General features: G+C 60.3%; 15 protein-coding genes and 1 tRNA gene. 5 read left to right on the plus strand and 11 right to left on the minus strand.

Translation table 11 applies throughout. The annotated features are described in order from the left end of the window. Window position 1 precedes the first annotated feature (1 nt). Window positions 2–3,487 carry a transcription-repair coupling factor gene (mfd, locus tag GGD90_RS11915; protein ID WP_153116855.1) on the minus strand — a complete coding sequence of 1,162 codons (3,486 nt, stop codon included), beginning with the start codon at window positions 3,485–3,487 and terminating at the stop codon, window positions 2–4. 125 nt (window positions 3,488–3,612) lie between these two features. Here mfd and GGD90_RS11920 point away from each other — a divergent pair, with 125 nt between their 5' ends. The 4 genes from GGD90_RS11920 to GGD90_RS11935 all read left to right on the plus strand — a co-directional run bounded on the left by GGD90_RS11920 (window position 3,613) and on the right by GGD90_RS11935 (window position 7,214). Beyond that, window positions 3,613–3,933, plus strand: a complete 321-nt coding sequence (locus GGD90_RS11920) for a hypothetical protein (protein WP_153116854.1) — start codon at window positions 3,613–3,615, stop codon at window positions 3,931–3,933. An 84-nt stretch (window positions 3,934–4,017) separates the two neighbouring features. After that, window positions 4,018–4,587 (plus strand): transcription elongation factor GreB, encoded by a 570-nt coding sequence (greB, locus tag GGD90_RS11925; RefSeq protein ID WP_153116853.1) that lies wholly within the window; start codon window positions 4,018–4,020, stop codon window positions 4,585–4,587. Between the two features lie 136 nt (window positions 4,588–4,723). Continuing rightward, a complete protein-coding gene (htpG, locus tag GGD90_RS11930) occupies window positions 4,724–6,652 on the plus strand; it encodes a molecular chaperone HtpG (protein ID WP_153116852.1) in 1,929 nt (642 codons plus the stop codon). Between the two features lie 25 nt (window positions 6,653–6,677). Further along, window positions 6,678–7,214, plus strand: coding sequence for a DNA-deoxyinosine glycosylase (locus tag GGD90_RS11935; RefSeq protein WP_153116851.1), 537 nt, complete (start codon window positions 6,678–6,680; stop codon window positions 7,212–7,214). A gap of 3 nt (window positions 7,215–7,217) precedes the next feature. On the opposite strand, the gene msrA is transcribed toward GGD90_RS11935, so the two are convergent. From msrA to GGD90_RS11955, 4 genes are all read right to left on the minus strand, one after another. Then, window positions 7,218–8,546, minus strand: a complete 1,329-nt coding sequence (gene msrA / locus GGD90_RS11940) for a peptide-methionine (S)-S-oxide reductase MsrA (protein WP_153116850.1) — start codon at window positions 8,544–8,546, stop codon at window positions 7,218–7,220. A 288-nt stretch (window positions 8,547–8,834) separates the two neighbouring features. Then, window positions 8,835–9,644: a M48 family metallopeptidase gene (locus tag GGD90_RS11945; RefSeq protein WP_153116849.1), complete on the minus strand. Its 810-nt coding sequence runs from the start codon at window positions 9,642–9,644 to the stop codon at window positions 8,835–8,837. A 300-nt stretch (window positions 9,645–9,944) separates the two neighbouring features. Then, a complete protein-coding gene (locus GGD90_RS11950; RefSeq protein ID WP_153116848.1) occupies window positions 9,945–10,571 on the minus strand; it encodes an outer membrane protein in 627 nt (208 codons plus the stop codon). A 1,443-nt stretch (window positions 10,572–12,014) separates the two neighbouring features. Beyond that, a complete protein-coding gene (locus GGD90_RS11955) occupies window positions 12,015–12,956 on the minus strand; it encodes an IS1595 family transposase (protein WP_233448575.1) in 942 nt (313 codons plus the stop codon). Between the two features lie 244 nt (window positions 12,957–13,200). Between GGD90_RS11955 and GGD90_RS11960 the strand changes: the two genes are divergently transcribed. Beyond that, the gene (locus tag GGD90_RS11960) at window positions 13,201–14,181 is read left to right on the plus strand and encodes an IS5 family transposase (protein WP_153116846.1); all 981 of its coding nucleotides are present in this window, start codon (window positions 13,201–13,203) and stop codon (window positions 14,179–14,181) included. Window positions 14,182–14,364: 183 nt separating this feature from the next. Here GGD90_RS11960 and GGD90_RS11965 read toward each other — a convergent pair whose 3' ends face one another. From GGD90_RS11965 to GGD90_RS11990, 6 genes are all read right to left on the minus strand, one after another. Next, on the minus strand, window positions 14,365–14,751 hold the full coding sequence (locus GGD90_RS11965) for a hypothetical protein (RefSeq protein WP_153116845.1): 387 nt from the start codon (window positions 14,749–14,751) through the stop codon (window positions 14,365–14,367). Between the two features lie 545 nt (window positions 14,752–15,296). Beyond that, window positions 15,297–16,049 (minus strand): hypothetical protein, encoded by a 753-nt coding sequence (locus GGD90_RS11970; RefSeq protein WP_153116844.1) that lies wholly within the window; start codon window positions 16,047–16,049, stop codon window positions 15,297–15,299. 1,609 nt (window positions 16,050–17,658) lie between these two features. After that, window positions 17,659–17,880 (minus strand): cold shock domain-containing protein, encoded by a 222-nt coding sequence (locus GGD90_RS11975; RefSeq protein WP_153116843.1) that lies wholly within the window; start codon window positions 17,878–17,880, stop codon window positions 17,659–17,661. A 6-nt stretch (window positions 17,881–17,886) separates the two neighbouring features. After that, window positions 17,887–19,068 carry a reverse transcriptase family protein gene (locus GGD90_RS11980; protein ID WP_153116842.1) on the minus strand — a complete coding sequence of 394 codons (1,182 nt, stop codon included), beginning with the start codon at window positions 19,066–19,068 and terminating at the stop codon, window positions 17,887–17,889. A gap of 899 nt (window positions 19,069–19,967) precedes the next feature. After that, window positions 19,968–21,671 (minus strand): site-specific integrase, encoded by a 1,704-nt coding sequence (locus GGD90_RS11985; RefSeq protein WP_184415143.1) that lies wholly within the window; start codon window positions 21,669–21,671, stop codon window positions 19,968–19,970. A 100-nt stretch (window positions 21,672–21,771) separates the two neighbouring features. Continuing rightward, window positions 21,772–21,848 (minus strand) — tRNA-Asp (locus tag GGD90_RS11990). Window positions 21,849–21,865 lie beyond the last annotated feature (17 nt).

Genomic DNA, 21,865 nt, shown 5'->3' on the forward strand with positions numbered 1-21,865 from the left:
CTCAGCCTGCCAGCTGCCGGAACATTTCGCGGATGATGCCGACCTTTTCGCCGAGGTTGCTGCTGGCGCGCTGCAGCAGCAGCTTGTCCTGACCGGCGAGGCGGAAATTCCGGTTCTTCTGGATCAGGTTGATGATGCGGATCGGCTCGATCGGCGGGTTGGGGACGAACTGCACGACGATCTGCGACGCCGTCGCGTCGAGCTTTGCTACGCCGAGCGGCTTGCCGAGCAGGCGGATACGGTGCGTCGCCAGCAGGCAGGCGGCCTGCGGCGGCAGTTCGCCGAAACGGTCGATCAGTTCTTCCTGCAGATCGTCGATTTCCTCGTCGCTGTCGCAGTTGGCAAGGCGTTTGTACAGGGTCAGCCGCTCGTGCACGTCGGGCGCGTAGGCGTCGGGCAAGAGCGCCGGCGCGTGCAGGTTGATTTCGGTGGCCAGCCCGAGCGGCTGCGTCAGGTCGGGCTCCTTGCCCTGCTTCAAGGCGGCGACGGCACGGTTGAGCATTTCGGTGAACAGGTTGAAGCCGATCTCCTGCATCTCGCCCGACTGGTTCTCGCCGAGCACCTCGCCGGCACCGCGGATTTCCAGATCGTGCATCGCCAGATAGAAGCCCGAACCGAGTTCTTCCATCGCCTGGATCGCTTCCAGCCGCTGCCGCGCCTGCTTCGACAGCGCGCCTTCGTCGTGCGTCAGCAGATAGGCGTATGCCTGATGGTGCGAGCGCCCGACGCGGCCGCGCAGCTGGTGCAGTTGCGCCAGACCGAACTTCTCGGCGCGGTTGATGATGATGGTGTTGGCGTGCGCGTTGTCGATGCCGGTCTCGATGATCGTCGTGCACAGCAGCAGGTTGGCGCGTTGCTGCGTGAAATCGCGCATCACGCGTTCGAGCTCGCGTTCGCCCATCTGACCGTGGCCGACGACGATGCGCGCTTCCGGCACCAGCTTGGCGATGCGTTCGCGCATGTTGTCGATGGTGTCGACTTCGTTGTGCAGGAAGTACACCTGACCGCCGCGCTTGAACTCGCGCAGCAGCGCCTCGCGCACGATGCCGTCGGACAGCGTGTAGACGAAGGTCTTGATCGCCAGCCGCTTTTCCGGCGCGGTGGCGATCACCGAGAAATCGCGCAGTCCTTCGAGCGAAAGCCCGAGCGTGCGCGGGATCGGCGTTGCCGTCAGCGTCAGCACGTCGACTTCGGCGCGCAGCGCCTTCAGTGCTTCTTTCTGGCGCACGCCAAAACGGTGTTCTTCGTCGATGATCACCAGGCCGAGGCGCGAGAAATGCACGTCCTTCTGCAGTAGCTTGTGCGTGCCGATGACGATGTCGAGCCGGCCGTCGGCCAGATCGGCGATCGCCTGTGCGCTCTCCTTGGCCGAGCGGAAGCGCGACAGCTCGGCGATTTTTACCGGCCAGTCGGCGAAGCGGTCGCAGAAGGTACGGTAGTGCTGTTCGCAGAGCAGCGTCGTCGGGCAGAGCACGGCGACCTGACGGCCGCCGGCGACGGCGCAGAAGGCGGCGCGCAGCGCGACCTCGGTCTTGCCGAAGCCGACGTCGCCGCAGACCAGCCGGTCCATCGGCTTGCCCGACTTCATGTCGTCGATCACCGCGGCGATGGCGGCTGCCTGATCGGGCGTTTCCTCGAAGCCGAAACCGTCGGCGAAGGCGTCGTAGTCGCTGGTCTGGAAGGCAAAGGCGTGGCCCTGGCGTGCCGCACGCGCGGCGTAGAGCGTCAGCAACTCGGCGGCGGTGTCGCGCGCCTGCAGCGCGGCGCGGCGCTTGGCCTTGTCCCACTGCGGCGAGCCGAGCGGGTGCAGCGGTGCATTCTCCGGGTCGGTTCCCGAATAGCGCGAGACGAGGTGCAGTTGCGCCACCGGCACGTAAAGCTTGGCGTCGTTGGCGTAGTGCAGTTCGAGGAATTCGGTGTCGCCCTCGCCGAGGTCGAGGTGGATCAATCCCTGGTAACGGCCGATGCCGTGCTGCTCGTGCACCACCGGGTCGCCGACCTTGAGTTCGGTGAGGTCGCGCAGCCAGTTGTCGAGCGAGGCGCGCCGGCGCTCCTGACGCCGCGTTCGCCGCGTCGGGCTGCCGGCGAAAAGCTCGCTTTCGGTGAGGAAGGCGAGGGCCGTGCCAGCGTCGCCGGCGGCGAGGACGAAGCCTTCGTGCAGGGGCGCGACGGTGAGCGCCAGTCGCGCGTCGCCGGCGCAGAAGGCGGCGAGGTCGGCACTGGCGGCAGGCTTCAGTCCGTGTGTGGCAAAGAGTTCGGCCAGCGTTTCGCGTCGCCCCGCCGATTCGGCGAGCAGCAGCACGCGGCCGGGAAAGCCGTCGAGGAAGCTCTTCAGGCGGCTGAGCGGGTCTTCGGCGCGGCGGTCGATCGCCAGCGGCGGCGGTGAGGTGGCCGGGCCTTCCTCGCCGCGGGCAAGCGCCAGACGGCCGTGGCGGCGGGCGGCGATGAAGAAGGCTTCTTCGGCGAGAAAGACTTCGGCTGGCGGCAGCAGCGGCCGCGTGCGGTCGCCGGCGAGCATGTTGTAGCGTGCTTCGGCGTCACGCCAGAACTCGCGTAGCGCCAGCGGTACGTCGCCGTGCGCGAGCAGCGTCGCCTCTTCGGGCAGGTAATCGAACAGCGTTGCCGTTTCTTCGAAGAACAGCGGCAGCCAGTATTCGATGCCGGCGGGGGCAACGCCGCTGGAAATGTCGCGATAGAGCGGCGAGCGCGCCGGGTCGCCTTCGAAACGTTCGCGGAAGCGCTGGCGGAAGCCGGTGCGACCGCGTTCGTCGAGCGGAAACTCGCGCGCCGGCAGCAGGCGGATTTCCGGCGCCGGGTAGATGGTGCGCTGCGTATCGACGTCGAAAGTCTTGATGCTGTCGACCTCGTCGTCGAACAGGTCGATGCGGTAGGGCAGCGGTGAGCCCATCGGGTAAAGGTCGATCAGTCCGCCGCGGATCGAGTATTCGCCGGGCGAGACGACCTGCGTCACGTGCGTGTAACCGGCCATCGTCAGCTGCGCGCGCAGCGCTTTCAGGTCGAGCTTCTCGCCTTTCTTCAGGAAGAAGGTGTGGCCGGCGAGGTATTGCGGCGGCGCCAGCCGGCAGGCGGCGGTCGATGCCGGTGCCAGCAGCACGTCGCAGTCGCCGCGCATGACGGCATAGAGCGTCGCCAGGCGTTCGGAAATGAGGTCGTGGTGCGGTGACAGGCTGTCGTAGGGCAGCGTTTCCCAGTCGGGCAGCAGACGGACGCGCAGCGTCGGCGCAAACCACGGGATTTCTTCGAGCAGGCGCTGCGCATCGCTGGCGCTGGCGCTGAGCACGGCGAGCAGGCGGCCGGGAGCCGCACTGGCCAGTTGCGCGATCGCCAGCGCATCGGCCGAGCCGGCGAGTGCCGGCAGCGTCAGGCGTTCGCCGGCAGCGGGGAGCGTAGGCAAGCCGCCGGCGCACTGGCCGGAAAACTGACCGGAAGCCTTGCCAGGCAGGAGACTGATGAGGGGGAGGGGCATTGCGGAAGACACTGGAGCGATTATAGCCGATTGGCGCCGGGCGCCGACTTGCGGCTTTCGGCGCCGGTTTGCGCATAGAATACGGAGGCAACCCAAAAAGGGTGCGACCAATCAGGAGGAGCGAGATGCTGTACCACGTTATCGTGTCATTCGGCAAAGACCGGGAATACGAGTTCAAGATGAGCGAAGCCGAAGTGGCCAAGGGTAGTCACGAGGAGGCGCGCCGCTGGTTCGACCGTGAATTCGCCGATCTGGAATGCGAGCCGAGCAATCCGGTGGGCAAGGTGCTGATCATCGACAAGATTCTCAATGTCGCGCGCTACGGCGGCGAGCAGCGCTTCATCGACGGCAAGGACTGGGCGGCGCGCTTTGCCCGCTACACGGCGCTGGCGCTGGCGCGCGACACGATCCGTGTCGACGTCGCCGGTTTCACCATCGGTTACTGACCATCTTGCTGTCGTGTCCGCATGCGGCGGCAGCTTCGCCGATTCTGGTCATGCCTCTGGCACCGTTACTGAATTAGTCGCCCCATGAACAAGGCTTTCACGCGCGAGAGCGACGACGATGACGAAGCCGGCGCCGATGGCGGCGAAGCCGCTTCGCCACTGCCGCCGGGAACGCGCAACTACATCACGCCGGGCGGCTACGCTCGTCTGCTCAACGAGTTCCAGCATCTGATGGACGTCGAGCGGCCGCAGCTGGTCGAGGTTGTCTCCTGGGCGGCGTCGAACGGCGACCGCTCGGAAAACGGCGACTACATTTACGGCAAGCGGCGTCTGCGCGAGATCGACCGGCGCATCCGCTTCCTGACCAAGCGCCTCGATATCGCCGAGGTGGTCGATCCCTGCCTGCGTACCGATTGCGACCAGGTCTTCTTTGGCGCGACGGTCGTTCTCTGCGACGAGCAGGGCGACGAACAGCGCTACCAGATCGTCGGCGTCGATGAGACCGACTTCGCGCGTGGGCGCATCAGCTGGGTGTCGCCGATCGCGCGCGCGCTGCTCAAGGCGCGCGCCGGCGACCGCGTGCGCTTCATGAGTCCGGCCGGCTGGCGCGAAGTGGAAGTCGCCGAAGTCATCTATCAGCAGATCGATTCCTGAGTCGATCTCTCCCCGCTGTACTCCATCCTTGTTGATGCGCTCTTGAAATCGGGCGCGTCGTCCCCAAGTTGCGCCCGTCCGCGATCTCGCGCGCCGGTTTTTATTACATCCAACATTCGCACAACGGAGCCAATTCATGGGAGCCACCAAGGAAACCCTCGGTTTTCAGACAGAGGTCAAGCAGCTGCTGCAACTGATGATCCACTCGCTGTACAGCAACAAGGAAATCTTCCTGCGCGAGCTGATTTCCAACGCGTCCGACGCCTGCGACAAGCTGCGCTTCGAGGCGCTGGCCAATGCCGACATCTACGGCGACGACGCCGATCTGAAGATCCGCGTTTCCTTCGACAAGGCGGCGCGTACGCTGACCATCTCCGACAACGGCATCGGCCTGTCGCGTGACGAAGCCGTCGAGCATCTCGGCACCATCGCCAAGTCGGGTACGCGCGAGTTCTTCTCGGCGCTGACCGGCGACCAGGCCAAGGATGCACACCTGATTGGCCAGTTCGGCGTCGGTTTTTACTCGTCGTTCATCATCGCCGACCGCGTCACCGTCGTCTCGCGGCGTGCCGGTCTGGCCGCTGATCAGGCCGTGCGCTGGGAATCTGCCGGCGAGGGCGATTTCACGATCGAGCCGGCCGAACGCGCCGGTCGCGGTACCGATGTCATCCTGCACCTGCGCGACGGCGAGGACGAATACCTCTCCGGCTGGAAGATCCGCTCGATCATCCGCAAGTATTCCGACCACATCACGCTGCCGATCCTGATGAAGAAGGAGCAGTGGGACGCCGAGAAGAGCGAGCAGGTCACCACCGACGAGGACGAAACCGTCAATCAGGCGTCCGCCCTGTGGGCGCGGCCGAAGTCGGAAATCAGCGACGAGCAGTACACGGAGTTCTACAAGCACGTCGCGCACGACTTCGAAGACCCGCTGGCGCATGTGCATGCACGCGTCGAAGGCAAGCAGGAATACACGCAGCTGCTCTACATCCCGGCGCGCGCGCCTTTCGATCTGTGGGACCGCAACGCGCGTCACGGCGTCAAGCTCTATGTGAAGCGCGTCTTCATCATGGACGACGCCGAGCAGCTGATGCCGCTCTACCTGCGCTTCGTACGCGGTATCGTCGATTCGAACGATCTGCCGCTCAACGTCTCGCGCGAAATCCTGCAGGAAAGCAAGGACATCGAAGCGATCCGCGGTGGTTGCGTGAAGAAGGTGCTCGGCCTGCTCGAAGGTCTGGCTGACAGCGATGACGCCGCCGAGAAGGAAAAGTACGCCAAATTCTGGAAGGAATTCGGTCGCGTGCTCAAGGAAGGCGTCGGCGAAGACTTCGCCAACAAGGAGCGCATCGCCAAGCTGCTGCGCTTTGCCTCGACCCATGCCGATACCGCCGACGAAACCGTTTCGCTCGCCGACTACGTGTCGCGCATGAAGGAAGGCCAGGAGAAGATCTACTACGTCACCGCCGAAACCTTCACCGCGGCCAAAAACAGCCCGCACCTCGAAATCTTCCGCAAGAAGGGAATCGAAGTGCTGCTGCTCTCCGACCGCGTCGACGAGTGGGTGACCGGCAGCCTGACCGAGTTCGAAGGCAAGCAGCTGCAATCGGTGGCCAAGGGCGGCGTTGATCTGGGTGCGCTGGAAGACGAGGCCGAGAAGGAAGAAGTTGCCAAGGCCGCCGACGAGTACAAGGAACTGCTCGACAAGATCAAGGGCGCGCTCGGCGACAAGGTCAAGGACGTTCGCGTCACGTTGCGCCTGACCGATTCGCCCTCGTGCCTCGTTTCCGACGAGCACGACGTCGGCGGCAACCTGTCGCGCATTCTCAAGGCGGCCGGGCAGAAGGCGCCGGATTTCAAGCCGATCCTCGAAATCAACCCGCAGCATCCGGCGGTGCAGCGTCTCAAGTACGAGAACAGCGACGAAGGCTCGCGCTTCGGCGACTGGGCCAACCTGCTGTTCGAACAGGCAACGCTGGCCGAAGGCGGCACGCTCGACGATCCGGCCGGCTTCGTCCGCCGCATCAACGAGCTGATGCTCGCGCTCTCGGGCGGTGGCCGCTAAGCACCAGCCATCGCTGAACGGCGGGGTGACAGCAGTCGAAGCGGCTGCCGTCGCCCCGCTTCTGCAAGGATTGCCGCCGATTGTCGACGCCAGCGTCGAGACGCTGATCCTTGGCAGTTTTCCTTCGCCCGCCTCGCTCGCGGCGGGCAGCTATTACGCGCATCCGCAAAACCAGTTCTGGCGCCTGCTCGCGGCCATTCTCGACGCGCCGCAACTGCCCGGCGCCGACATGGCCGAACGCCGTCGCCTGCTGCTGGAGCACGGTATCGGCGTCTGGGATCTCTATCGTCATTGCCGCCGCGAAGGCGCGCTTGATGCGGCAATCCAGGACAGCGAGCGCAACGATTTCCACTCACTGCTGAACGCGGCGCCGCGTCTGCGTCGTGTGCTGTTCAACGGCCGCACCGCTGCGCGCGGCGAAAAATGGTTTCGCGATCAGGGTCTGGCGACCGCCGTGCTGCCGTCGAGCAGCCCGGCGCTGACGCTTGCCTTCGCGCTCAAGCTCGAGCGCTGGCAGGCGGCGTGGAGCGAGTCCGCCGACGCCGCGCGCGTCAGCGGCTGATCTTCAGCGCGCCGGCTTGCCGGCGTCCGGGACGAAGCGCAGCACATTGCCGTTGATGCAGTAGCGCTTGTGCGTCGGCGGCGGGCCGTCGTCGAAGACGTGGCCGAGATGGATTCCGGAACTGGCGCTGCGCACTTCGACACGACGCATGCCCATGCTGACGTCTTCGTGCAGCGTGATCGCGCCGGGCAGCGGATTGAAGAAGCTTGGCCAGCCAGTGCCGCTCTCGAACTTGCTGTCGGTGCGGAACAGCGCGGCACCGCTGACCGGGTCGACGAAGGTGCCGGGGCGTTTCTCGTCGAGATTCGAGCCGGTGAACGGCCGCTCGGTGCCTTGCTCGAAGGCGATCTTCTGCTGTTCTGGCGTCAGCAGCCGGTAGCCGAGCCATTGCCAGAAACGCGCGCTCTCGCCGTTGAAACCGGTATAGCGTGACACTTCGCGGCCTTGTTCGAAAAGCACGATGGTCGGTGTGGCAAAGAGGCTTTTTTCCAGCGTCCACCCCGTTGGCGCGCTCGTGCTGAGCGTGCGCACCACCGCTACCGGCGACTGCCAGTGGTCGAGCACGGCGGCCTTGAACTGGCGGCAATACGCGCAGTCATCTGCTTCGAAAACGACCAGCTGCCGGGCGAAGTTCAAGGTCTTGCCGTCGAGCGGTGGCGCCTTCGCGAGAACAGTCTGAGCGGTCTGGATCGACGAGGCGCCGGCCTGCGCCTGCTGATATTTGACGCCGGTGCCGCCGAGGCCGCAGTAGCCGTTGGGGTTCTTGCGCAGGTAGTCCTGATGGTAGTCCTCGGCGGCGGTGTAGTTGCGCAGCGGTGCGATGTCGGTGGTGATCTTGCCGAGGCCCTTGGCGCTCAGCGCGCGCTGGTAGCGGTCGCGCGTCTGCACGGCCAGCGTCTGCTGGGCGTCGTTGCGCGTGTAGATGGCGCTGCGGTAGTTGCTGCCGATATCGTTGCCCTGGCGGTCGCCCTGCGTCGGGTCGTGGTTTTCCCAGAACTGGATCAGCACTTTCTCGAGATCGGTCCGGGCCGGATCAAAGAATACCTTGACCACTTCGGCGTGGTTGCGTCCGGCGCCCTTGCCGCTGCGTAGTGCCTTCTCGCGTGCCAGAACCGCTTCGTAGCTGGCGTCGCCATCGCCGTTGGCGTAGCCGCTTTCGACGTCGATCACGCCGGGCAGCGCCGACATGCGCTTTTCGGCGCCCCAGAAACAGCCCATGCCGAGAACGACGAAGTCGGTGTTGGCGGGTTTGGCGCTGGCCGGAGCGCCTGCGGCTGCCGACTCGCCATCGTTGCAGGCGCCGAGCAGCAAACTCGAGATGAAAGCGATCATGATTTTCCTGAGGACTGAACCTGTGAGCATTGCGATACCTTTCGACAGTCCGGGGACTGCGCGGACTGCCACGCCGGAAAGCTTGCTGCCGCGGCCGTCAAATCTGCTTCCGCTGTAAAGGGCAGGGCGGCTAATCGTTTGCCCCGGTTTGGCGCGCAACGTCTGGCGTCCGGATGGACGGCGATGCTGCGGCAACGGCTGTTTGGCCGCTTGCGCGTCGGCAGGTTCCTTGTTCCGGCAAGAAAGCGGGAAAGAAGAGCGAGCGGTTTCTGGCAGCGCTGCCTGGCGTCAGCCGCGTTTCGCGGCTTCGTACAAGGGCATCACCTCAGGCAGGTGGCGCTCGATTTCGCGGATACGGTCGTCGCCGGCCGGGTGTGTCGACAGCCACGCCGGTGGCGCGCCGCGACTCGCTGCTGCCATCTTTTGCCACAGGCTGACGCCGGCGCGCGGGTCGTAGCCGGCGCGCGCGACGAGTTCGAGACCGACGATGTCGGCCTCGCCTTCGTCGTCGCGCGAGAACTTCAGGTTCATCAGGTCGCCACCGGCACGGAAAGCGCCGGAATACTTGCCACCGCCAATGAATTCGCCGAGCAGGGCCGCGCCGAGATTGGTCAGCTGTCCCTTGGCCATGCGTTCGCGCGCGTGCTCGCGCAGGGCGTGCGCGATCTCGTGGCCCATCACCACCGCGATTTCGTCGTCGCTCAGCTTCAGCTGGCTGATCAGTCCCGAGTAGAAGGCAATCTTGCCGCCCGGCATGCAGAAGGCGTTGAGCTGCTTCGAGCCGATCAGATTGACTTCCCAGCGCCAGTCCCTGGCCTGCGGATTGAAACGCGTCGAATACGGCAGGATGCGCTTGGCGATGCCGCGCAGACGGATCAGCTGCGGGTGGTTGTCCGGCGCCAGCGCACCTTTTTCAGCTGCCTGCCGCTTGAGCTGATCGTATTCCTGGGCTGCCTGACGTTCCAGCTGCGCTGCCGGTACCAGCTTGCGCAGGGCGGACGGTTTGCCGACGTCTACTCCTTCCTGAGCGAAACAGGGAATAGCCAGAAAGCAGGCTGCGACGAACAGGCTGCCTGTTGAAAGTGGACGGAAATTCATCTGGCGATCCCGACGAGTTGCGCGAATGCGACTGGCGCCTTCGCAAAAAAATGAACGCGCATTGTTGTCGTCGTTTTTGCGTATGGCAAGCAGCGGATCTGCTTGTTGCGGTGTTCCAGGCAAGTTCCCGCACGCGTCTGGCGCTCCGCAGAGCGTTTCAATGCCTGTACCGAGCCCTTCCTGCTACCAGTTGACTCTCTAGGCGCCCGTCCCCGTCATTACGGGCTTTTTCCGTGCATCAAGGCGGGGATTGACGGGGAGGGGCGGGTCGTGGTGCCACCCGTGCAGCGAAAACTTGGATCAGAAGCGATAGTTCACGCCGAGATTGAACTCCGTGACCGTAGGCTTGCCGCTGGAGAGAGCGAAACTGGCGCTGCTCAGGCGAACTTGCTGCGCCTCAGCGCTGACTTCGATATTGCGTGACACAGCGTAGGCCGCGCCAACGCCATAACCGACTCCGTGGTGCTTCGTCGTTCCCGACCCCATCAGCGTGTCGGTGAAGTCGCTTTTGGCCTCGTGATAGGCCACCTTCGCATAGCCGAGCCATTGCGGCGCGAAACGATATCCCGGCGCGACGAATACCGTCCAGTGGTCTTTGAGCTTGCCGTTTACGCTCACCGTTTGCGCACCGTCCGGATAAGTCACCTGCCCGAACTTCGTGTCGTTGATTGCATATGATGCTCCGGCGGACAACACCACCGACTCTCCCAGAGCGAAGCCGTAGGCTGCATTCAGCCCGGCGACCCAGTCGTTCTTGGAACTGGACTTGCCGTCGATATAGCCTGAGTAGCTGATTTCGTTATGCGCCAGTCCGGCCGTCGCGCCAAGTGTGAAACCGGTGAAGTTGGCATCGCCAGCGATGGCCGGCGAGACGCTGAAAATCATGAGAGACAGGCTGGCGAGGTGGAGGCGGTGGAACTGTTTCATTGCGTTTCCTTGGGTTTTAATAAGTCAGCGCAGGAGTTTCTGCGGACCGAATCGTAAATTATGTATATGGTATGCAGCAAGCTGCACTGGTGCTCGATTTCGAACGTGAGCGCGGTCAGCGGGACGTGCCGGATGCCTTCGCGGGAGTAGGGCTCGACCAGTACGGCCTGACGGGAATAGTGGGTGTTGTCCTTGCGGGTGACACAGGGCCGCATCGCTTGTCCTTGCGGACCGCGGTTTGTACCATTTCTCTGTACCCTTTGGATACTTGCTGCCATTTTATCGATTGATAATCAATGGCTTGCAAGATTTTGGCGGAGTGGACGGGAAACCGCGGCACTGTTAAAAATACGTTTAAAATCAACAGCTATGCGGCACTCGTCAGCGGGTCGTTTGTACCCTCTTTGTCTGCCCTCTCGCCGACAATGATGATAGCAAAAAAGTCGGGGGGAGGCCAGTTCGAGGAGCGAATCGCTGAGGGGCGGACTTGGTGCCTCAGCGGGATCTACGTCCATCGTAGTCCACTGCCAACACTATAAAAGGTTCGCACAGATGCGGAACGACGCATTACCGAACGCAGAGTGTAGGGGCTTAGACGCAAAGACAGCTCGTCTTTCTGCGCAAAAGGATCAACTGCCTGAGTTGGGGATGCCGCTGACTTGCTTGTAGTGAGCAGTCCTACGCCGATACTCGTCGAGTATTGTTGGATCGCACCTCTTTGCAAAATCGAACACGCTATGAAATTTTTGCTTTCTCTGGGTATTAGGTTCAATCAAATTTAGCGCTTGTTCATGTATCTCCCCGCCTCCTTGGTTTGGGTTGGAAGATTTGAAGTAACCCCCTTTGGCTCGTATGAACCTTACTACATGCCGGTTGCCCGTCTGTGTCCACCGGCCAAAAGCTTTCGTAAAGTACGGTCCTCTTTTCGAGAAGCTGCCGTCTTTGTTTAGTTCGTGGACTGCCAATCCATTGCGACTACCGTTGCTTACCGCAACTCCTAATCGACCATTATTATGTCGAAGCTCCAGTGCGATCCGCGTAACCCAGACGCCGCGATTCTCCCCTTGGCTGAATGGTTCCGAAATCGGCAGGAAACCACACTCCTTCTCGTACAGTTTCCATGCGGCCTCGTATGTATCACGGACCTTCCGTTGCCGTTTTAGGAAAGGCCTCCCCCAGAGAAAGAAAGAGACGGCAATTGCGACAAAAAGCACTAGCCAGTCGTTCATGTGATTCTTATGTCTTCCATACTCAGTCGAAATGGGATCGGCGTTGCTTTACCGCAGTTGCAGGTTTCGATGTTAGGGTGGCTACGGAACGGCGCGACAGGAGAGCTATAGCGTAGGCGTCGAACCAAGAGACCTGTTTGTCCACCTGCTTCGTCGATGTCATTTTTCTGACTGAGGCAATATAAAGGCTCTGTTCGCATCGGCTGCTGATCGCTCAATGCTGCACCGCTAAAGTCAGGAACAGAGCGGGAGTCGAGGCGAGGCAGCCGGAGCGGTCGAGGGCGCGGAACCAGCCAAGATAGTGCGCGAGATAGCGGGTGGCGATGCCCTTGAAGCGCGCCATCCAGCCCTTGAGGCGGCTGTCGAAGGCATTGACGTTCTGGATGTGCCAGGCGTCGCGCACCCGACTGCCTGCCGACACGTTGATGGCATGGTGCTCAACACCCAGCGAACGCGCGGCCGCTGCCAGGGCACTGCTGCCGTCGGTGCAAAGCACCGTGTCGGTGGGTAGGAGCGGACGTAAAGCGGAGGCCATGTCGGCCGCCCGGGTCGAGGGCAAAATGAGATTGGCGGTCTGCCCGGATCGGTCACGGGCGACCAGGACCGGCACGAGATCCGGCGCCAGACCGCGGGTGCAGGCCTTCCCGCCGCGGTGGCGGGCTTTGCGAGGTAATCGCTTCTGCCCCTTGTAGGAGTGCAGGAAATAGGTCTCGTCCACTTCGGCAATGCCGTGCAGCGCGGCGATGCGCTCTACGCCGGGCTGACGCAGGAAGCGATGACGCCAGCGATGCGCTGTGCTCAGGGCAATCCCGAGTTGTCGGGCGACCTGTCGCAAACTCTGCCCCTGGGTAAGCGCAACGGACTGATTCAGCCACTTGCTCCGATGATGCCGCCGGGCCAGTGCTGTTCCGGTCAAGGCATTGAAGGTCTTCCGACAGTCGTGGCAACGGTAGCGTTGCAAACCATTGGCGTGGCCGTTGCGCACGACCTGCGTGCCCGTACAGTGCAGGCAACACCGTGTTCCGGGGGCTTCGATCACTTCAAGTGCTACGTCGAGTGAGTCCCGTGCAGCCAGTTCGCCCCTGAGCGCCAATCGATCTTCCCGGCTCAGCCGACCGATCCGCTGCACCCATTCCCGCCATTCCCCTGTTCGCATCGCCGTCTCCTGTTCTTTCGATACAGGCAACAGCTTCCTCTTCACGAGGCTCGTGGCGTGAGCCTTCAACAGGCGATGCGAACAGAGCCAATATAAAACCTTATTCGAACAACAGAAGTGCAGCGAGGCTGTTAGATGCTCTGTTTTGCTAGGGAAACACTGATTTAACCACCCCGCGCCGCCGCCTGCCCTCGGCAGTCCGCCTTTGAGACAATGCCATCATCGCCCCAGAGCTTGAACGCCCATGCAAACGACGTTCTCCGAACTTGAATACGCAGCCAAGAAGAGACAGACGCGCCGCGACCGGTTTCTGGCTGAGATCGAGGCGTTGACGCCGTGGCCAGAACTGCTTGCTGCGCTGACACCGTTCTATCCGAAAGGAGAGCGGGGTCGTCCGCCGATTGGCCTGGAGCGGATGCTGCGACTGTACGTGGCCCAGCAATGCTTCGGGCTTTCCGACGAGGGGGCTGAAGACGCCCTCTACGACAGCCAGGCGATCCGCCGCTTTGTCGGCATCGACCTGGCGCGCGAGTCGGCCCCCGATGCGACGACGCTGCTCAAGTTCCGCCGGCTGCTCGAAACGCGGAATCTCACCCAGACGATCTTCGCCACCATCAACGGCCACCTGGCCCAAAAGGGACTGCTGCTCAAGGAAGGCAGTGTCGTTGACGCGACGATCATCGCCGCACCGCCCTCGGTGAAGAACCGGGAACAGGCACGCGACCCGCAGATGCACCAGACGAAGAAGGGCAATCAGTGGCACTTCGGCATGAAGGCGCACATTGGCGCTGATGCCGACAGTGGCGTCGTGCATACGCTGGTCGGTACGGCGGCCAACGTCAATGACGTCACCCAGGCGCACGCGCTGCTGCACGGGGAAGAGACGGCGGTGCATGCGGATGCCGGCTATACCGGTGTCGAGAAGCGTGAGGAGAACCAGGGCAAGTCGGTGCGCTGGCAGATCGCCATGAAGCCCGGCAAGCGCCGGATGCTGCCGGACTCGCCGTTCGGCCGCCTGTGCAACGAAATCGAGAAAGCCAAGGCAAGCATCCGTGCAAAAGTGGAACATCCCTTCCATATCGTGAAGAATCTCTTCCGCCATCGGAAAACGCGCTACCGCGGCCTGGAGAAGAGCACGGCGCAACTGTATTCGCTGTTCGGCTTGGCCAACCTGCTCATCGTCAAGAAGCGGCTGATGGCGATCAACGGTGCCCTTGCGTCCTGAGTGCGGGAAATTGGGAGAAATGGGCCAGGAAAGCATGGAGTCGCGGTCAAGAATCAGCAGATTGACCGAGAAATTGCATAGAAAACAGGCGGCTGCGCTATCCGCGTGGCTGACCTGCTCAGATTGAGCATTTGTTCAGCACTTCCCTAGATGTAAAACCACGAAATCTCATCGAGTTATTTATTATAAAACTTTTTGGTTGTATAGATCGCTTCCCAAGAGAACGTAACCATAAAAAGGCGTTCCTTTTATCGACATGTTCAATAAAATCATTCGCCTTCCCATTTCTGTTCTTTCTTCAAACTTACATAAAATGTGATCCGTGATGTTGTCTATTGATCTTTCTTGAAAAGGGGTTTCGTAAACTGAAAAATCTAAATCATTTTCATCGGAATGGATGGGGTCAAATTGCAATTCAAGGACATAGCCCTCATCGTCCTTAAGTTTGGGTATGGCCAGTCCGCACCAAAAGTACCCTGGGAATTTCGCTGATTTGTAAAATCGAATGTGCAGATTTGAAAACTTCAGGAGGACATCTTTAGGCAATCCCTGGATTTTTTTAATGGTCAATATCTTGCGCGTCTTGGTTTGGTGCCGGTATTCGTATCTCAATTTTTACCCCATGGGCTTTGGAAATATATAATAATATTTTCAAGACTATTCGGACGGAGGCGCCAATGCGCGACAAAACCCCGGATTCTATCCGTGAAAAGTGACGATCAAAAGTTGATCAGCTCATCTAAACTCCACCAAAGTTCTCGGCCAGTTGCGTAAGGTGGAGCTATCGTTTCCTTCACGGCTTAAGCGTCGAACGACGCTAACTTCTATTGGTTCTCGTGCTGACCAGACTTCATGGCGCCAGCTATGCCGCACCACGAGTGGCGACGTAATTGAGCTCGAACGACCATCGCGGAGGCGGGCGCCCGTCGTTCGGCCAACACTTGTCAATATGATATTCTAGCCCAACGGCCACAAGCGCTGCATCGCGGTTGTTCGTCGGCGAGGCGCTAGTCACTCCCGCAGCGCTTCATCGCGGCCATGTCGCCAAGCGGTTCGACGACCACGCGTATCGATATCATGACAATCGCGTGAAGTGTCTCCCGTGCGACACCAGTTCAGACCTCTGCCCGCTCATCCCAAAGCGCAATCATCCGCATCACCGGCAAGGTCTGCACCGCCAGCGGCGCACATCCGAGCTTCCCGAGCATCTTGTCGGCTTCAGCGATGAGCTTCACCACCTGTGCGCGGATCCCGCTGAACATGGGCATCGCTCGCAGGCAATCGACCGCCTGCATCAGCCCTTGGGTGTCGCGCTGCTTCGCCCGCTCAATCAGCAGCGCCTCCCAGGCAAGATACCGTTCCGGCGTCAGGCGCCAGGTCGATGTCGTCACCGTCTTCGACTTCCCGCCGGATTTCACCACCTTCGCCAGTTGCACCAGTTCATAGTGGAGATAGCGCAGCCGTCCTCGTGCGGTTCGGCTGTCGAACACGGCAGCAGGGGCCGCCGTCCCTTCGGCCAAGCCCGCCTTGCCAGCCGTCGACAGCATCCACCACGCGACGGGCTGCGCAGTCGTCATCGTGTCGGCAGCGCCACCTGCGGCCTCCTCGCTGTCGAGTGCCGCCGCCTCTACCTGCCGCGGCGCCGGACTCAGGCACAGATGCACGCTGGCACGGCCGCACTGCTTGCGATACGCCCGCGCCGGCGCGTCGGCACGCAGGGCGTAGTCTGACCATTTCAGAATGAAGCGGGCGAGCTTTTCCCGTGGAATCCGGTCAGCGCACCAGAAGAAATGGCCGTGACGCACCTGACGCTGGATGTGCTGCATCAGCGCCGTCTGATTTCGGGGAATACGGATTGGCTTGTCCATCAGTGGAAACTCCAGCGTGTCGTTGCTCGTGCAGACGTATAGCGCGAGAGATCAGCGCTGGCGCGCGACAATGGCTTTGGCATGAGTCGGGCGTGGCGACGACGCCTTTCACGGCGGCTGGAACACCGATGGCGCCAATTCAATGCGACTGGCGTCTCAGTGAACAATGAACTGGGTTGTAGCGTGAGACACGACCGCCGGTCGGCGCGACCGGCGCCGACTCCTCACCCGTCGCGACCGCGACGCGACAGGTCGGCGCCAAACGCGCTATACGCTCGCAAGGTCACACTTTTGTGAGAGACAAAAGTGCGGCGACGGTGCGCCAACACCGAGTCAAGCTTGCTTGACAGCAGGGGCGCGCCAACGCCCTCGCTGTCTCGTTCTATCTTCGCAGTGCGAAGAGCCTTTGCCAAAAGGCTAGTTGTGTGGCGCCGCATGCTCGTAATGGAGCTCGTGCGGTGCGAGGGGGAGTCAGCGAACTAATCCCGGAAGATTCTTTCCGGCCAATCTCGCTGATTTATCCCATACCGCCCCGATCAGAAGGTTGGGGAGGCCGGTGCGAACGCGAGCCGGATCGGGGGCGGAAATGCCTCCAGGTCCTGACGATATGATAAAAGAGTGAGAGTCTCTTCTCGGGTGACGCGGGCAACCGCGTAACCGATGCTGGACAGGATGGCTGCGATACCGCATGACCGTAAGGCATGCCTCGGCAGGATGGTGCAAGTGCGCCAGACCGGCCGGGCGAGCGTGTTGGTGAAACGGGGGCACCCGTCGAGCCACAAGCCGCGCTGAGAGCTTAAACCTGTAAATGAACCCGTGAATAACGGGAGCTTCCAGAAAGTGCAAGAGCTGTTTAGGGCCTACAGTGCCTGGAACACGATGGAAGCCGCATGCAATCATTCAAGTGCAGGAGTAAGGCAGGGCCTCCCCGGTTCTCCCGCCCGAAACACGGTAACCAGCCCGTAACTTGAACGCATGAGGTGAGTCGGCAGCGGTCTGCATGTACGTAAGAAATCGTCTAAGCGGTGCGAAATGCGCTCGGGGGATCGTTGGGGTGGTACCCGACGGTGCGGAGGTAACGACTCCGAAAAATCCTGAGAGTGTATGAGCGAGTCTTTTCGACTGTGACGTCTGGGGTCAATCCCGGATCGAGTTGTGAAGACGACACAACGTAAAGTAGGACGGCTGACGGTGGCACCGTCGGCAGCAAGCAAAACTCATCCGCTTGGCGGCGAGATGAGCTTCGACAACCCCTTGGCGGGGGTTGGTCGACACTGCATGCGAGGAGACTCGCGTGTTTTTCAGAGAGCAGTGGTACTGCTCTCGGCGATGCCGTCGGTCCTTAGCAAGGATTGATTGGCTTCGCTCCTGAGAAAATATTCATTGGTGCCGAACTCTCGGCAGTTTCTCTCAAAAACCCCTTTTCGGAGGGGTGTTTGTTTTGCGTGCACTACGCTCGGCGAGCCTTAAATCCTGGAGTCACGCCTTAAATAGATCGCCCGCGACCAGCCGACTTCGACGAAAGCCATCCTCTCGCCGTTACAGCAGTTTCATTCATTGTGAAATAACGGTGTGCCATTGGCTAGTCTAGGTGCAAGAGTATCGTTTCCTATCCGATTTTTTTTACCATAAGCGCTTTCGGCTTTCCGTTTCGCTCTCCTATGGAAAATTCAACCTTATCGCCTTCAAACAAAGAAGCGTCGCGATCGTCAAGAACAATATCTAGGAAATGAAAAAATATATCCCGTCCCTTTTCTCGGGTTATAAATCCAAATCCTTTAAGAGGGTAGAAGACTTTAACAACGCCAGCCTCTCTCGGTTGTTCGTGCATTGCAGACTATTCCTCGGAAAGCTCTCTTAGGCAGTGTTTGGGAGGGTTCTGTTTTAGGAGCGACCGAAGGAAATTTGCTTTCTTTTTGTCGGAGCGTCCCAGTATCGACAAGTGATACATTAGTTGATAATACCGCTTCGTATAGGACAGAGTTTCCTTTCTGAGGCCCTTCTTGGCCGAAAATCGGTAGCAGATCTTCGTCAATTTGCCAGCGTATTCTTTGCTGTACTCAGGTAAGTTTTCATTTAATATCAATCGATATTGCTTGCCCTGAGTGTGGCCCAGTCGGCTAATTAGAGCGACCGATCCCGATACGGAGTTGTGTCGGTCATGAAATTCTCCTAGCGTTTTGTGTCCTGCCTCATGCTCTTTCTTACAACGGTGAACCGCTGCTCTAATTTTGTTGCGAGCTTCTCTAGATATACGAGGGTGCCCCCTATCGATCCACAAGCCCGTTACAATGACGTTTGCCCCCGGCGTGCTAGTGGTGCAAACTTTTAGTTTTCCTCTGTGAAGCTCAAGCCCCTTGCTGGCGGTAAATCCCTTTATTTTTCTAATGATCCACTCCTGCTCGTTTTTGTCCAAAACGACGGGCGAGCTTACTGTGATATCGTCAATTAATCGAGTATAGATAAGACCTTTTCTTCTCAATTCGGTAACTAGTTTGTGCTCGTTGTTGTAAAAGACGAGATTGGCTAGGTAGCTGCTGGTCGGGGCGCCTTGTGGTAGCGAGTTATCTAGAGTGGTTAATGCAACCAAAACAGCAGTGACATCGTCCGAGAATCGAAAGAGATACTTGAATATTTCTTTTACGTTGCTTTCCGTCACCGAAGGATAGAAATTCTTAATGTCGGCGGCAACGACCGTCTTTCCATTAGAGTGCGCTCTTGCATTACTCACGAAGTCACGAGGATTTGTAGCGTCTTTTATAGATCCTTGAAGGTACTCTGGGAACTCACAAAGTGAAAAAATACGGGAGTTAATCCGTTTTTGAATGGCTTTTAAGATTGGTTTTGGGGGCTTGATTTGACGAGCCCCGCCGCTCTTCTTTTCGATTTCGAAAAACGTATAGTAGTCTGCTACGTGGTTCGAGATGTGTTTGAGGATAGGCTCGTCGCAACTCAGCGCACTAGAGAGTGCCTCTAGCGAGCGAATTGGAGAGCCTCGGTATGTAACCTGTAATGGCATTTAAGATTTAATGGCGAAGGGTTAGCTTACGAGGTGGCTGATGATGTCATTTGCCACTACGCTTGCCCAACCAATCAGGGCGAAAACTCGTGCAACACAAGCAATCCCCAACTGAAAACTCAGGTCGGCCCGCATCAAGCTCACGTGAGATTCCACTCCACGAGAGACGCTGCATTTCCAGTAAGAAAAGTTAATCAGAAAGTACATTTCAGTTCTCCTTGGTAATCCCTGATTTTCGCGTTGTCAACTTGCAACGCACAAAAACCAAGGCGCCTGTACAAAGAACTGAGACTTCCCACAAGGAGCGGTAAATACAACCTGCCTGAGTTTTCCTTCGCCACCAATTTCGCCTAACAGCCGTCGCGTTAGGTTCGATGCCGATCCTGGCGTTCGCCTAGAAGCTGCTAATCGCCCGGCATGCCGGTAGAGACCCCTAAGGATCGTTGAATGTTAAGACACACTCAACGCGGACGCTCCCCGTTCGTTTCTTACTGTAAATTTTTTAAGAGCAGCTTGCGGCCAGATGAACCATCTGGTTTGCATAGGCTATTCGAGTTGGGGCCGGCTGTCAATATGCAATAGGGCTGGCATGTTACGCAATAGACAGGTGTCAGAAAAATGGACAAAAGTGTAAACAAGCCGCTGCCGGTTGCTCCATTGTAAACTTTTGGAGAAAATGTTCTGCAGCTAATGGTGGCGATGAGTCTGGCGAGGACTTGTCAGCGCATTTGCTGAACTACGATCGAAGCACATTCGGCTCGTGATGATCACCGGCGGCGGCGGATGCCGTGACTTGGTTTGAGCTAGATCAAGTGGAGATGCCGTCTCGCCAGTCGGATAGTCCTTCCGCTGTCGTGCTGCGAGTGGCAATCTGTGAGTTTTTCCTTGGCGGCCGCTATTCACCGCGCAGGCGCCGGCCTCACGCGTTTTGGTGTCGCGTCGGCGCCGATCTTCGCGAACCTCCCGGCCGGCACGATTGCCGGCAGCCGCTCCGGCGGCACGATCTTCGCCATCAATCCGGCGGGCACGTCGATTCGCCTTCCCTTGCCATAGCGTCCGCCGACGGTACCGGGTTCGTGGCCGCAGATCTGGTCAATGGCGGAATCGTCCATGCGGGCATTGCGGCAGAGGTCTTTGAACAGGTGCCGGAAGCTGTGAAAGACTTTCGACTTGGCGGTGATCCCGAGTTTCGACAGGTAACGCCCGTACCACTGCGAATACGCCTTGCTCTGCACCTCGTTGTCGCACTTGACCTTCGGGAACAGGCGTCCGGAGCAGGTCTTGACGTAGTCGAGCAGTCCCGCCGCGATCAGGTCGGGGTGGAGCGGTACGTCGCGATCCGCCGAGTTCTCGTTCTTGCCGTCCTCGGTGTGGATGTAGTGATTGCCCTTGGCGTCGGTGTGGATGTAGTGATTGCCCTTGGCGTCGGTGTGGAACTGGCTCGTTTTGAGCAGCGCGATTTCCTCAAGACGCATGCCGGTCAGGTAGGCAATCGCCGGTATCCACGCTGCCGCTTCACCTCCACCGCCGAGCGGCCGAAAACCCACGGTGTAGATCGGCGCCCCGAAAATGGTCACGAGTTCCTCGTCGCTGAACGGCTGGCGTTTCTGGTCGGCCTTGCCGCGCTTGGCCTGCTTGATCTTGATGTTGGCGAAGGGGTTGTGCGGCAGATACTTCGCGTATTCGGCGCTGTTGCTGCCGGCGCTGATCAGCGTGCCGACGAAGCCGATCTTGTTGGCGACGGTCGAGGCGGCCAGCGACTTCTCCTGCATCAGGAAGTCGCGGTATTCGAGAACGTCTTCGCGCGTCACCGCGTTTGGCGCGGCCGGGCAGAAGTCGGCGAACAGTTTCATGGCCGCCAGGTAAGCGTTGGTGGTGTTCTCGCGGCGATCGCACTCCTTGACCCACACGTCGTAGAGTCCCTGCCAGGTCATCGGCGCCTCGGCCGCTGCGGCGGCCTTGGGGGCGTTCTGGACTTCGAACTGACTGGGGAGCACCGCTTCGCTCGCCGCATCGACCACCGTGCCGCGCTGGCGGGCTGCCATGCCTTCGTAGGCCTGAAGGGTGGACTCGGTCATGACGTAGGCCAGACGGCGCCAGTCCTCGGGCGAGAACTCGGGCTGGTAGCCGCGACCGAAGAGCATCATCCGCGTCGACGCGATCATCGGCTCGACGTCGTCCATCGCCAGCTGACGGCGCAGGGCCACGAGGCCGGCATCGATGTGCTGCCCATATTCCTCGAACTCGGCGCGATCCATCCCGGCTATACGGGTACTGCGGTCGGTTTCGAGTAGGGCGGCACGCGTCAGGTTGCCGAACTGCGTTTCGATCTCGGGCGTGACCTGCGTCAGCGTGACGAACTCGGTGCGCTTGATGCCCTTGCGTGAGAAGGGATCGACGGGCACGTTGTCGAGTTTGGCGCGCGCCTCGGCGAGCAGGTTGTCGGCGTCGACCGCGTAGCGTTTGCATTCGCGGACGGCGCGGACGTAATCGTGACCGAGGGACTTCTTGATTTCGCGCCGGCCGAGGAATGGGCGTAGTTCGGGCGGGACGCCCTGGCGGAAGTAGTAGGTGTTGTCTTTGTGGGTCAGGTACGCGGGCATCGCTTGTCCTTGAGGACCGCGGTTTGTACCCTTCCTTTGTACCCTGTGCCGCCTTGGGGTCATTAATTATCTCTTAATAATCAACGACGTAAGGCGATGTTGGCGGAGTGGACGGGACTCGAACCCGCGACCCCCGGCGTGACAGGCCGGTATTCTAACCAACTGAACTACCACTCCGCGTGGCCGATCCGGGA

Source organism: Rhodocyclus tenuis (assembly GCF_014197755.1).
In the GTDB taxonomy this organism is placed as follows: Bacteria; Pseudomonadota; Gammaproteobacteria; order Burkholderiales; family Rhodocyclaceae; genus Rhodocyclus; species Rhodocyclus tenuis.

Excerpts from the sequence above, each read along its gene's own strand:
- GGD90_RS11955 (WP_233448575.1), bottom strand. The coding sequence starts at position 12,956 with ATGCGAACAGGGGAATGGCGGGAATGGGTGCAGCGGATCGGTCGGCTG.
- GGD90_RS11945 (WP_153116849.1), bottom strand. The coding sequence starts at position 9,644 with ATGAATTTCCGTCCACTTTCAACAGGCAGCCTGTTCGTCGCAGCCTGC.
- htpG (WP_153116852.1), top strand. The coding sequence starts at position 4,724 with ATGGGAGCCACCAAGGAAACCCTCGGTTTTCAGACAGAGGTCAAGCAG.
- greB (WP_153116853.1), top strand. The coding sequence starts at position 4,018 with ATGAACAAGGCTTTCACGCGCGAGAGCGACGACGATGACGAAGCCGGC.
- GGD90_RS11970 (WP_153116844.1), bottom strand. The coding sequence starts at position 16,049 with ATGGACAAGCCAATCCGTATTCCCCGAAATCAGACGGCGCTGATGCAG.
- GGD90_RS11975 (WP_153116843.1), bottom strand. The coding sequence starts at position 17,880 with ATGCACGAACAACCGAGAGAGGCTGGCGTTGTTAAAGTCTTCTACCCT.
- GGD90_RS11950 (WP_153116848.1), bottom strand. The coding sequence starts at position 10,571 with ATGAAACAGTTCCACCGCCTCCACCTCGCCAGCCTGTCTCTCATGATT.
- msrA (WP_153116850.1), bottom strand. The coding sequence starts at position 8,546 with ATGATCGCTTTCATCTCGAGTTTGCTGCTCGGCGCCTGCAACGATGGC.
- mfd (WP_153116855.1), bottom strand. The coding sequence starts at position 3,487 with ATGCCCCTCCCCCTCATCAGTCTCCTGCCTGGCAAGGCTTCCGGTCAG.
- GGD90_RS11960 (WP_153116846.1), top strand. The coding sequence starts at position 13,201 with ATGCAAACGACGTTCTCCGAACTTGAATACGCAGCCAAGAAGAGACAG.
- GGD90_RS11985 (WP_184415143.1), bottom strand. The coding sequence starts at position 21,671 with ATGCCCGCGTACCTGACCCACAAAGACAACACCTACTACTTCCGCCAG.
- GGD90_RS11980 (WP_153116842.1), bottom strand. The coding sequence starts at position 19,068 with ATGCCATTACAGGTTACATACCGAGGCTCTCCAATTCGCTCGCTAGAG.
- GGD90_RS11920 (WP_153116854.1), top strand. The coding sequence starts at position 3,613 with ATGCTGTACCACGTTATCGTGTCATTCGGCAAAGACCGGGAATACGAG.